The following is a 12,542-nucleotide window of genomic DNA, read 5'->3' as shown; positions in this document are numbered from 1 at the left end:
CCGACCTACAGCGGCCGACGCCTCTTCTGCTGTTGCTGCAACTGTCCCTGGATGTGCTTGATGGCGGCTTTGCGATGCTCCAGGTGCCGCCTCATCTGCTCGGTCTGCTTCGTCTTCTCCCCCTCCTTGCCGCGGTACCGCGTCGCATCCAGCGTCTTGTTCATTACCCGCAGGACCGGGCCCGTGAGGTACCGGAGCAAGAATGCCCGGATCTGCTTGCCCTGGCGTTTCTGCTCCTCGATGGCGTAGGGGAGGGCTAGGAGGGAATCCTTTACGTTTCGGTGAAGCTCCGCGGCAGAGCGCTTCTTCTTTTTCTTCTTGGCCATACGACGCGGCGTGAATGGATGCGATCGGCTCCGAACCCGTGCTGATACCCTGTCGGCAGGGGCTGGTTCGTGCCTCCCCGGGCGGCATGAATTCTATGCGCGAGGCTGGTGGGCGCGCAGCGCTCGGCCGTAGCTTCCGGCCATGAAGATCGTACACCTCGCCGACCTCCACCTGGGCTATCGGGCCTATACGCGCACCACTTCCGCCGGAGTCAACCAGCGGGAAGCAGACGTGTCCACCGCGGTGGCGCACGCCTTCGCGGAGATCATCGCACTGCGACCGGATCTGGTGGTGATTGCGGGAGACATCTTTCACTCCATCCGTCCCTCCAACGCCGCGATAGCCGAGGCGTTCCGCAGTCTCTCAGGGCTCGTGTCGCGGCTGGAGAGGGTTCCCGTCGTGATCCTGGCCGGCGATCGCGACACTCCCCGCGCCGGCGACCAGAGTAGCATTCTCGAGCTCTTCCACGAGATCCCCGGCGTGTGCGTGGCGACCCGAGAGGTGGAGTGCTTCCACTTCGACCAGCTCGGCCTCGAGCTGGTGGCCGTGCCGCACGCCGCTGTGGCCGGCGCGGGATGGGCGTCGGCTCGGCCCAGCGCGGGCGCGACTCACCGGGTGCTCGCGATCCATGGACAGCTTGCAGGTGAGCTTGACGGGCAGCGCGTTCCCGGGTCGCTCGGGGAAGGCGGAGCGCGGATCGACGCAGCTCTCCTTCGGCCCGAAGAGTGGAGCTACGTGGCCCTCGGACACCACCCCGTGGCAACGCAGGTCGCACGCAACGCCTGGTATGCAGGCTCTCTCGAGCGCACTTCGGGAGATCCGTGGACGGAACGGTCCGAGAAGGGGTTTGTGAGCTATGACCTGGAGCGAGGGGAGTCCCGGTTCCACCCGGTTCCCACCCGCAGTGTCCTGGATCTGCCTCCGATATCGGCCCACGGTCGGGAAGCGGAGGAGGTGATCGCGGCGATCCGGGCGCTGGTTTCGGAGGATGCGGAGCGGATTTCCGGTGCCATCGTTCGGCTCACGATCACCGACGTTCCGCGACCCGTGCTGCGAGAGATCGAGCGGGAGGTCCTGCGAGACCTGCGCAGCCGGGCGCTGCACCTGCGGGTCGAAGCGCGCCCGCCGCAGCCGAAGGTCGAGCGGACCGGCGCCCTTTCCGTGCGGGGGCATTCGCTGGAAGCTCAGGTGGAGGCCTATCTGGCGGAGGTGTGGGAACCGACCCTGGAAGGGGTCGAGCGCGGCCGACTGATAGAGCTGGCCAGGCGGTATCTCGCGGAGGCGGGAGAGGGGGCGGAGCACTGACCGCATGCGACTGCTCGAGCTGAAGCTGCGCAATTTCCGCCAGCACGCCGACACCGACATCCGCTTCCCCTGCGGCCTCACCGGGATCGTGGGGCCGAACGGCGCAGGCAAGTCGACGTTGCTGGAGGCGATCGGATGGGCGCTCTACGGCGCCGACGCCACCCGTGGAACCAACGAGACACTGCTTCGCACTGGTGCCCCACCCGGCGCCCGGGTCGAAGTGGAGCTCGCCTTCCGACTCGGCGGGCAGGAGTACCGCGTCTCCCGCTCTCTGGGTGGCGCGGAGGTGCGCGAGGACGGAAGTGGCGCACCGGTCGCGACCGGCGCGTCGGGGGCCACCGAATTCCTGCGGCGCCGGATCGGGATGGACCGCCGCGAGTTCTTCAGCACCTACTTCACCGGCCAGAAGGAGCTGCAGTTCCTAGCCTCGCTGGGGCCGACCGAGCGGGCGCGCTTCCTGGCGACGGTGCTCGGCTACGACCGGCTCAGGGTGGCCCAGGGACTGGTGCGCCGGCAACGCAACTCCCTCCGCACGCGGGTGGAGGGCCTGCGCGCCGGCCTTCCGCAGGAGGACGAGGTTCGAGCCGCCCGGGCGGCCGCGGAGGCCGAGCTGCACGATGCGCGACGTGCCGTCGCCGCGGCGGAGGTGAAGGTGGCCGAGGCTCGGCGTCGTAACGAGGAGATCGAGCCGCGGTGGGAGGCGGCACGCCGGCACCACGAGCGTCACGTCGAGGTGGCCGCTGAGCTGGAAGCTGCAACGGGGGCCGCGATCGCCGCGGAGCGGGAGACCGAGCGTATCCGGCATGAGCTCCTGCGCATCGAGCTGGCGGAGAAGGAGGGCGAGCGCCTGCAGGTGGAGCTGGCGGAGCTCCCGGATCTGGTGCGACAACACGAGAGGCTCGACGAGCTGGCGCGCACCCAGGAGCGGCGACGTGCGCTTTCCGAGGAAGTGCGCGAGCTCGGGCTCGAGCTGGAACGGTCTGAACCCCGGCTATCGCGCCTCGAACAGGCTCCCGAGCTGTTGCAGCGATACAGGAAGGAGCTGGAGGAGGCGATCGCGGAGCACCGCGAGGTGGAGGCGGCCCTGGAAGAACGCAAGACGAGCTGGCTGCGTGATCGTCAGGACGCCGAGACGAAGCTGCAGTCCTACCGGGACCGCGCGCTGGAGCTGCAGGAGCAGCTGCGAAAGGTCAGGGCGGCCGGGCGCGACGGTCTCTGCCCCACCTGTCAGCGTCCGCTGGGGGCAGATTACGAGCGCCTCCTGGCGTCGCTGGAGGATCAGCGGGCCGAGGTGACGCAGGACGGCAAGTGGTGGCGCGGCCGCCACGAACAGCTCCTCCAGAAGCCGTCGGAGGTAGCAGAGCTGGAGGAGGCGGTGCGCCGGCTGGAGGAGCGTATCGCCGATCGTGAGCGCAAGCGGGCGCGGTGCGAGGCGGCACTCCAGGAGCTCGAGGTCCTGCGGGAAGAGCGCGCGGCGCGTCAGGCGCGCCGTGACGTGCTGCGGGCGGAGCTGGAGGGCTTGCCGGCGGGCTACGACGCCGGTGAGCACAAGGCGGTCGCCGCGCGGATCGAGGAGCTGCGGGGAGCGGAGCAGCGCATGGCGGCGGTGGAGGAGGTGATCCGCCGGCGCCGCGAGTGGGAGGCCGCGGCGCTGGCGGCCGACGAGCGGGTCAGGGAGGCACGGGGGCGGGTCGCGACGGCGACCGAGGCCCTTGCCGAGGTCTCCCGGGCAGCGGGGGAGTTGGAGAGCCTCCGGCAGGCAGCTGAAGAAGCACGGGCGGAGCTGCGGCGGGTGGAGATCGCACTGGCGGAAGCCCGGGCGCGGGCGAGCGCGGCGGAGCGAGCGGCCGCGGCGGCGCTTGCCGCCGAACGCGATCTCGACGAGCGTCTGGGAGAGGTCGACCGGGTGGTATCCGAGCTGCGGCACCACAACGACCTGGACAGCGCGTTCACCCGGCTGCGGACGGAGCTGAACGATCGCATCCGGCCGGAGCTGAGCGAGATCGCCTCGGAGCTGATGTCGCGGCTGACCGACGGCCGCTACGGCACCCTCGAGCTGGACGAGGCCTACCGGATCGTGGTGGTCGAAGGCGGCAGCGCCAAGCCGGTGATTTCCGGCGGCGAGGAAGACATCGCCAACCTGGTGCTGCGCCTCGCCCTCTCGCGGATGATTGCTGAGCGGGCCGGACACCCGCTCTCGTTGCTGGTCCTGGACGAGGTGTTCGGCTCGCTCGACGCCGTCCGTCGTGAGAACGTCGTCCGGCTCCTGCGCAGGCTGGGGAATCGCTTCGAGCAGGTGCTCCTGGTCACCCACCTCGAAGGAATGCGCGGCGCGATGGACCACGTGCTCCGCGTCGACTTCGACGAGGCGACCGGCGTCAGCACCGTGCGGTGGGAGGAAGGAGGCGGGTGACGCTCACCGGTCCGCGAGCGCCATCCAACCCTCCACCTGTCGCATGTTGCGTTCGACGAGCTCCTGCGCCGCCCCGGTGTCGTTGAGCGCGGTCGCCAGGGCGAGGTGGGCCCAGCCGTAGTAGGTGGGAATACCTCGCGTGCTTCCGTCGACCCAGTGTGCCTTGTTGATCAGGTCGTGGTGCTCGAAAGTCTCCCACAGGAGCGTAGAGGTTCGCTCGATGTCGATCACATTACCGAAGACCGACGTATACCTGCCGTTCGGCGGGAAGGTGTAGATCCCCGGTTGCTCGAGCTCCTCCGGGGTGGACAGCCGGAAGGCGACTCCTTGGCGCACGGCGTACGGATCGAGGCCGAGCCGGCTGTGCGAGTTGGTCGTCGCGGCAAAGTAGATCGGCCGGTCTCCCCACGCCTCCTTGATGATCGCGAGGATGAACTGGTCGGCCGTCTGCAGCACCGTGCCCGCCTCGAAGCGAGCGGTGATCCCCCGGGCGGTGAAGGTCTGTGGCTCGGGCAGCGCGATGTAGCCCATCGCGGCGGTGCGGTCGATCTCGGCGTCGCTGAGCGGGAGGATCGAGCGCGTGGGGTATCGCGGGTTCTCGGGGTAGAGCCCCTCCGGCCCGGTCGGGACATACTGCCGCTGGCAGATGATCCGTGTCGGGTCGCGCTCGGCATCGCCCGGCGTCTCACAAGGTGTGGTCAGCTGCCGGATCTGCTTGGCATACCAGGGCGTGTTGAGGTAGGACCAGACGATGACGGTTACGTCCTTCCGAATCCCCTCGACTTCCTGGAGATACCAGAGCGGGAAGGTGTCGTTGTCTCCGTTGGTGAAGAGTACGGCGTACGGCTCGACCGACATCAACAGGTTGTACGCCCAGTCCCGCGCCGCGTAATCCCCCGCCCGGCTGGCGTATGGCCAGTTGAGTACCAGGGGGAGCAGGGCCAGCGCCAGTACCGGTGAACCCTTCAGCAGGGCCCGGTTGTCGCCCCCGAATCGGCTCGAGAGCGCCTGCCAGAGCGCAGTGATTCCGACCCCCGCCCAGAGACCCCATACTGAGAAGGACACCAGGAAGAAGTAGTCGCGCTCGCGGACCTCTCCGCGCTCGGGCGGGAGCCCGTTGGCGATGGCCTGGTGGTAGCCGTATTTGAAGTTCAGGTAGAAGATCAGGCCCAGCGAGAGCGTGGCGAACAGCGTGGCCACGTACGCGAAGCTCGTTCGGTCCTGCTCTTTGTGCCGCCACGCCCCATATATCCCCAGGAAGAGGAAGAGCAGGGTGAAGGGCATGCGCCCCGGCCCGAAGTAGTGCGTGCTGCCGGAGAGCGAGCGCGCCCACTGCCAGTCGAAGTACTGGAAATAGTTGACGAGCTGGGCGATGAAGGGTGCTTGCCGCTCGGTAACGGGCGGCTTCATGTACTGCTCGCGAGCCAGGGCCGCGGAGAGGTTCTCGCAACCGGCGTTGCCAAAGGTGAGGACGCTGGTGACCGCTCCCCCGATCGACTCGCAGGTGGGCGCGGCCTCGTTGATGATCGGCTGCAGCTCCGCCCGAATCGGCAGAAAGAGGTGCACCGACAGGCCTAGAATCCCGAAGACCAGCCCCCACACATACAGTCTCCAGTTCAGGAAGACCTGCGGCTTCACCATCAGCAAGAAGACGAACAGCGCGGGAGCCGCCAGGAAGGCCATCAGATGATTGCCGACCGAGAGCGCCAGCACGAAGATGCCGAACACGAGCGCGTTGTCGTCGTGAAACCGACCCGTCTTTCCCTTGAGGAGTGGACGGTGCGCCTCCACGTGCTCCCGCCAGAGGAACGCCGTCCAGCTCAGCAGGGCGATGGTGAAGAGGCTGACGGAATAGACCTTCTCGTTGACGTTGCTCTGGTTCCAGACGGTGAAAGCCGTGGCGGAGAGGAGCACGGCGATGGCAGCGCCCACCCGGCGCACCCGCTCACTCTCGGAGAAGTAGGCGAGAATGCGGTGCACCAGCAGGAACCAGAAGAACGCCGAGGTGGCCCCCATGAAGGCCGAGAAGAGATTGATGCGCACCGCGACCGAGAGGCCCGTCGGCGCCAGGAGAAGCTCCCAGGCCCGAGCGATCAGGACGAAGACGGGGTTGCCCGGCGGGTGGGGGATGCCGACGATGTGCGCCGTCGCGATGTACTCGCTGGTGTCCCAGAAGGCCGTGGTGGGGGCCAGCGTGATCGCGTAGAGCGCGAAGACGGCGGCGCCGGCGAGAGCGGCCACACCGTACGGGGTGCGCTCGATCACCGTGGCGGAATCACGAGCGGAACTCGGGGGCGTGAGGGTCGCCTGATTCATGAAGCCAATGCGCGCTCGAAGGTTCGGTTCAAACGAACCAAGCTAAAGCAGGCGGCGGAACCAGCGCCAGAGGGAGCCTGAGAAGGGGGAGGCGACGTAGGGGCAATTTTAAAATTGCGGGCCAAAAAGGCCGCCACCCACTCCCTGCCAGAACGCAGAGAATGGGTGGCGGGGTGGAGGGTTGGTTCCGGCGCGCGCTAGAAGGTGAACTCGCCTCCGACGTGCACGTAGACGTGATTCACCACCCCCTCGCCGTCGTAGTTGAAGATGTAGTCGTTGGCGCCGTAGCGCAGGCCGAACATCGGTGTGAGCTGAATGGCGCTCGCCACGCCGATGTTGGCGGCGATTTCATTGGGACCGTTTTCGAAGCGTGCCTGTCCAAGGCCGGCCTCGAGCAGGATCGGCAGCATCCCTTCAGCGCCGCCGCGTGGGACGTAGGAGAACTCCACGCCGGCGCTCCAGTGGTCCAGGTTGATCGAGCGGCCGGATCCCTCACCGTCCTCGTTCGTGATCTCCGGGGTGGTGCGCTGAAAGTTGCCGAAGACCGCGAATTGAGGTGAGAGCTGGTACGAAGCCCGTCCGCCGAAGGCGACGTCCGCCTCGAGCTCCGCGTCGGTCCCGGGGAGCCCGCCCAGGAAGCCATAACCGACATACGGCATTACCGAAACCCGCCCGCCGAGCTGGGCGGCAGCGGGGGTAGCGGCAAAGCCGGCGGCGAGAACCAGGCCCAACGCAAGAAGACTCCGCTTCATCTTCATCCCGTCCTGTCTGAGGTTAACCTGCACCGGTCGGCCCGCCGAGGTCGCAATCGGCTTGCCACGTCGAAAAGCCTGTTTCCCCCTGGCATTTGGCCGCTTTACGGTAGAACGACCCTGCCGCCGCTGTCCACCTCACCGGCCGGCGGGGCGACCTCTCCGGCGGACAGGTCGCGTTGACATTCGCCTGATTCGCCGGGAGATTGCCACTGCGGTGTCCGCTGGGGCCGCCGTTGTCCGTTCTGTTCGTCGACCGCCATGCCGACTCACCCATCCTTCGAAGAGTTCCGCGAGCTCGCGCGCACCGCGGGCATCGTCCCGGTCTCCCGCTCGCTATTGTTCGATACCTGGACCGCGGTCACCGCCTATGCCAGGCTCGCCCGTCCGCCGTTCGGCTTCCTGCTGGAGTCGGTGGTCGGCGGGGAGACCTGGGCGCGCTACACCTACCTCGGCACGGAACCGCGGGAGGCGTGGCGCCTGATCGGCGACCGGGTGGATCGGTGGACCCGCGAAACGGGGTGGGTGGCGAAGGGCGAGGTGGAGGATCCCCTGGCAGACCTGGAGATCGACCTGCTCCGCAGCAGTCCCGCAGAGGTACGGGGGCTGCCCCGCTTCTGGGGCGGTTGGGTGGGCTTCTTCGGCTACGACATGGTGCGCCGCATCGAGCGCCTGCCGGAGCCTCCCCCCTCCGGCCTGGACGTTCCGGACGCGCTCTTCATTCGCACGGGCGCGGTGGTGGCCATCGACAACCTCTTCGGGCGCGCGCACGTGATCGTGCCGGTGGAGACCACCGGAGCGGACGACGCGGAGTTGCTGCGCCTCTACGAGGAGGCTCTGGAGGAGATCGCCTCGGTCGAGGAGCGCCTGCATTCCGGCCCGGAGCTGGAGCCGCTGCACCTGGGCCCGCCCGCGCAATCCGATCCTCGCTTCGAGAGCAGCTCGACCCGCAGCGAGTTCGAGGAGGGCGTGCGGCGGATCCAGGAGTACATCCGTGCGGGAGACGCTTTCCAGGTCGTGCTCTCGCAGCGGCTCAGGATGCCTCTGCAGGCCGAGCCGTTCGACCTGTACCGGGTCCTGCGCTCACTGAACCCTTCGCCCTACCTCTACTACCTGGATCTGGACGGCTTCCAGCTGGTGGGCTCCTCGCCCGAGGTGCTGGTCAGGCTGGAGGACCGGAAGGTGATCGTGCGGCCGATCGCTGGCACGCGGCGACGCGGCTCCTCTCCGGAGGAGGACGAAGCGTTGGGTCGCGAGCTGCTGGCGGACCCCAAGGAGAGGGCCGAGCACCTCATGCTGCTGGATCTGGGGCGGAACGACGTCGGCCGCGTATCCCGGTTCGGCTCGGTGCGGGTGCGCGAGCAGATGGTCATCGAGCGGTATTCCCACGTGCTGCACATGGTGTCCACGGTGGAGGGCGAACTGGAAGATCACCGGAGCGCCATCGACGTCTTCCGGGCCACCTTTCCCGCGGGCACGGTGTCGGGGGCGCCGAAGGTGCGGGCCATGGAGATCATCGATGAGCTGGAGCCGATCCGTCGCGGCCCGTACGCCGGCGCCGTGGGATACATCGCGCACGGAGGTCAGGCGATGGACCTCGCCATCGCCATCCGCACCGTGGTGGCCAAGGATGGCTACGCCCACGTGCAGGCCGGTGCGGGTATCGTCGCGGACTCCGTCCCCGCCACTGAATACGAAGAGACTCTCAACAAGGCCCGTGCGCTGCTCCGCGCGGTCCAGTCGCTGGAGGGGCGCGGCCGATCCCGCCGCTGACACGGCGGGGCACCGGGTCCCCCCATCTCACACCCGCAGATTTGAGGAAAAAGCTGGCCTATCTCATGCCAGCTTCTTTCCTTATCCTTGACGTGTTCGAACGTCCGTTCTAAAATGGGGCGTCTACCACACGAGGGGATCCTCTCTGCCGCAACCCCGTGGCCGAACACGCTTTCCCCATACAAAGGCCGCCCGGCCAGGAGAGCTGCCGGCGTTTCCCGCGAAGCGCCTGCCCGGGGAATCCGCGAGTTCCTGGATGCAAGGAGAAAGGAGGTGGCCGGCGTGCTGAGATCTCGTCAGTCGTGACGGTCAATCGGTGCCAGCCTCGATCGTCGTGCCGGCGCGCTATCCTGGCGGCGTCGGCTGGTTCGATCTCGAAAGGAAATCCCATGAAGAAACTGTTTGTTCTCTTGAGCCTCGCGCTGGCCTTCTGGGCGCCGGAGGCCATGGCGCAGGCCCGGACCGTGACGGGGCGGGTCACCGCCGCGGAGACGGGCGCTCCCATTCCAGGAGTGTCCGTGTCCGTTCCGGGCACTTCCATCGGTACGCTCACCGATGCGGAGGGTCGATTTACGCTGCAGGTCCCCGCGGATGCGACCACGCTGAGCTTCCGGGCGCTCTCGTATGGAAGCCGCGATGTCCAGATCACGGGAACGGAGCTCAACGTCACCCTCGAGTCTCAGGCAGTCGCACTCGAGGGTGTTGTTGTTACGGCCCTTGGTCTACAGCGACAGGCGCGCACGCTGGGTGTGGCCGCCGAGCAGGTGGCAGGCGAAGCCCTCGCGCCGTCGGTGCCGAACATCGTCGCCAACCTGTCCGGTAAGGCCGCCGGTGTGCACATCACCACCGCGTCCACGCCCGGCGGCTCTTCGCGGATCGTGATCCGCGGTGAGAACTCGCTGCTCGGCAACAACCAGCCGCTCTGGATCGTCGATGGAATCCCCGTCGACAACTTCAGCGTCGGGCGGCAGGGCACGCAGACCGACCAGGGTGGCTACGACTACGGTAATGCTGTCCAGGACATTCCCCCGGACGCGATCGAATCGATCACGATTCTGAAGGGCCCGAATGCGGCAGCGCTGTACGGATCTCGCGCCGCGAACGGAGCGGTGATCGTCACCACGAAGAAGGGTCAGAACATCACCGGCGGAGCGGAGATCTCGGTGAGCCAGACGGTCACCTGGGAGGACGAGCTTCGCCTGCCCGACTACCAGAACGAATACGGCCAGGGCTTCGTCGGCGCCTTCGCGTACAAGAACGGCGAAGGCGGTGGTCTTTTCGACGAGGTCGACGAGAGCTGGGGACCACCGCTCGACCAGGGGCTGATGATCCCACAGTTCAACAGCCCGGTGACGGGGGTCGACGAGAACGGCGAGCCGATCCTGCAGCCGCTTCCGTGGGTGTCGCACCCGGACAACGTCGACGATTACTTCGAGGTCGGGCGGACGATGGCGACCAACGTGTCGGTGGCAGCCGCGACCGATCGCATGCACGGCCGCTTCGGTGCCTCCCGGCTCGATCAGAACGGCATGGTGCCGGGCTTCTCGCTCGAGCGTAACGCTCTGACCTTTGCGGGTGGGCTGGACGCCACCGACCGGCTGAATGTGAGCTCCTCCATTCAGTACATCGAGCAGGATGGTAACAACCGTCCAGGCGTCGGCTACGACGAAAACAACCCGATGCAGCAGTTCATCTGGTTCGGCCGCCAGGTGGACATCAGGGACCTGCGTCGGAACTACGACAAGCTCCGCGGTCCGGACGAGGCGCAGGCAGGAAGGCCCTACAGTTGGAACTACTCCTTCCATCCCAACCCGTACTACCTGCAGCTCGTCAACCGCAACTTCGACTCGCGTGACCGCCTGATCGGCCAGATCTCGGTCAATTACGAGTTCACGGATTGGCTGTCGGGCCTCGTCCGCACCTCCACGGACTGGTACCAGGACGAGCGCAAGAAGACTTACGCCGAGGACAACTTCGGCGGACTCTACACCACCAACCCCCTGACCGCCGCACGCGAGGAGGTGCAGCCGAGCGGCGCCTTCGCGGACTGGGATATCGGCTTCCAGGAGGTCAACACGGACTTCCTGCTGACCGCCAACCCCCAGCTCGGGCTGCCGTTCAGCACCACCTTCACCTTCGGCGGGAACCGGCGAGATCAGAGCCGCTCGCACAACTACGTGTGGGTGAGCGAGCTGGCCACGCCGGGCATCTTCAACGTCTCGAACGCGGCGGTCACCCCGCAGCCGTACGTGCGTGAGTTCCGCAAGCGTGTCAACAGCCTCTATGGCCAGGCGGAGTTCGGCTACAACGACTACCTCTTCCTGACCCTCACCGGTCGGAATGACTGGTCGTCGACCCTGCCGGAGCAGAACAACTCCTACTTTTACCCGTCTGTCAGCGGGAGCTTGATCTTCTCCGATGTCATTCCGGCTCTGCAGAGCAGCAGCTTCCTGAACTACGGTAAGCTGCGGGCGAGCTGGGCACGCGTCGGCAACGACACCGATCCATACCAACTGCGCAACGTCTACCTGGCCGACGAGGTCTACAACGGAAACCCGTCGTTCACCGTCGGCGACGAGCAGCTCAACCCGGACCTCAAGCCGGAGATCACTGAATCGGTTGAGCTGGGTACCGAGCTGGCATTCCTCGACAACCGGCTGGGCCTCGATCTGACCGTGTATCGCGAGCAGACGCGCGACCAGATCATGCCGGTGAACATCTCGCCGACCACCGGTTTCGAGAGTCGCTGGCTCAACGCGGGGACGGTGGAGAACAAGGGAATCGAGGTGCTGCTGCGCGGTGCCCTGATCGAGACGGACCGGTTCTCCTGGGAGTCGGCGGTCACCTGGGCGAAGAACAAGAGCACCGTCAAGGAGCTCGCGGAGGGCGTGGACGGGCTGGAGATCAGCCTGGGCGACTTCTGGGGTGTGAGCCTGTTTGCGCGCAAGGGTGAGCCCTACGGGCAGCTCATGGGTCGGAAGTACGCGCGCAACCCGGATGGCCGCATCATCGTGAGCGACAACGGCCTGCCCACCCGGACCGGCGCGCCGGAAGTGATCGGCAACATCAACCCCGATTGGCGCGGCAGCTGGGCGAACGATTTCACCATCGGTGGCGTTCGCATTCATTCGCTGCTGGACACCAAGTGGGGTGGTGACATCTACTCCGTCACCCGGATGTTCGGCCTGTACGCCGGTATCCTGTCGGAGACCGTGGGCCGTGGCCGCTGTGTGTACGAAGAGGAGATCGCTGACCTTGCCCCCGGCACCAGCCATTACCCGATCTGCGATGAGAATACCGGCATCATCGTCGACGGCGTGCGGCGGGTGGTGAACGGCAGCGATACGACGTGGGTCGAGAACGACATCCCGATTTCGGGTCCGGATTTCTACACCTACGGCAGCTATCTCGTCCACGAGTACAATGTTCTGGACGCCAGCTACATGAAGCTGCGTGAGCTGTCCGTCTCCTTCGACGTGCCCGAGCGGTATACCGACGCGGTCGGAATCAGCGGCATGCAGATCTCCCTGATCGGGCGCAACCTCTGGCTGTGGACCCCGTCCGAGAACCGGCACATCGATCCGGAGACCTCGAACGAGGCGAGCAACGTACAGGGCTTCGAGTACGGCCAGATGCCCACCCCGCGGAGCATCGGC

7 protein-coding genes are annotated in these 12,542 nt (G+C 66.8%); 4 read left to right on the top strand and 3 right to left on the bottom strand.

Annotated elements, in window-relative coordinates; translation table 11 throughout:
- Window positions 1-5 precede the first annotated feature (5 nt).
- Entirely contained in the window at window positions 6-326 is a 321-nt protein-coding gene (locus VF167_09740; protein ID HEX6925704.1) for a hypothetical protein, read from the bottom strand.
- 142 nt (window positions 327-468) lie between these two features.
- Between VF167_09740 and VF167_09735 the strand changes: the two genes are divergently transcribed.
- Window positions 469-1,632: a metallophosphoesterase gene (locus tag VF167_09735; protein ID HEX6925703.1), complete on the top strand. Its 1,164-nt coding sequence runs from the start codon at window positions 469-471 to the stop codon at window positions 1,630-1,632.
- Window positions 1,633-1,636: 4 nt separating this feature from the next.
- Window positions 1,637-4,045, top strand: coding sequence for an SMC family ATPase (locus tag VF167_09730; GenBank protein HEX6925702.1), 2,409 nt, complete (start codon window positions 1,637-1,639; stop codon window positions 4,043-4,045).
- Between the two features lie 3 nt (window positions 4,046-4,048).
- Here VF167_09730 and VF167_09725 read toward each other — a convergent pair whose 3' ends face one another.
- Window positions 4,049-6,361: a DUF2723 domain-containing protein gene (locus tag VF167_09725; GenBank protein HEX6925701.1), complete on the bottom strand. Its 2,313-nt coding sequence runs from the start codon at window positions 6,359-6,361 to the stop codon at window positions 4,049-4,051.
- Between the two features lie 197 nt (window positions 6,362-6,558).
- Window positions 6,559-7,113, bottom strand: a complete 555-nt coding sequence (locus tag VF167_09720; GenBank protein ID HEX6925700.1) for a hypothetical protein — start codon at window positions 7,111-7,113, stop codon at window positions 6,559-6,561.
- A 261-nt stretch (window positions 7,114-7,374) separates the two neighbouring features.
- Here VF167_09720 and trpE point away from each other — a divergent pair, with 261 nt between their 5' ends.
- Both trpE and VF167_09710 read left to right on the top strand, forming a co-directional pair.
- Window positions 7,375-8,886: an anthranilate synthase component I gene (gene trpE, locus VF167_09715; GenBank protein HEX6925699.1), complete on the top strand. Its 1,512-nt coding sequence runs from the start codon at window positions 7,375-7,377 to the stop codon at window positions 8,884-8,886.
- 389 nt (window positions 8,887-9,275) lie between these two features.
- The coding region (locus tag VF167_09710; GenBank protein HEX6925698.1) for a SusC/RagA family TonB-linked outer membrane protein at window positions 9,276-12,542 on the top strand (3,267 nt) is incomplete at its 3' end.

The organism is Longimicrobiaceae bacterium (assembly GCA_036375715.1).
Classification (GTDB): Bacteria; Gemmatimonadota; Gemmatimonadetes; order Longimicrobiales; family Longimicrobiaceae; genus DASVBS01.
Note: the sequence above shows the minus strand (reverse complement) of the source record. Positions and strands in the feature narration are given on the sequence as shown.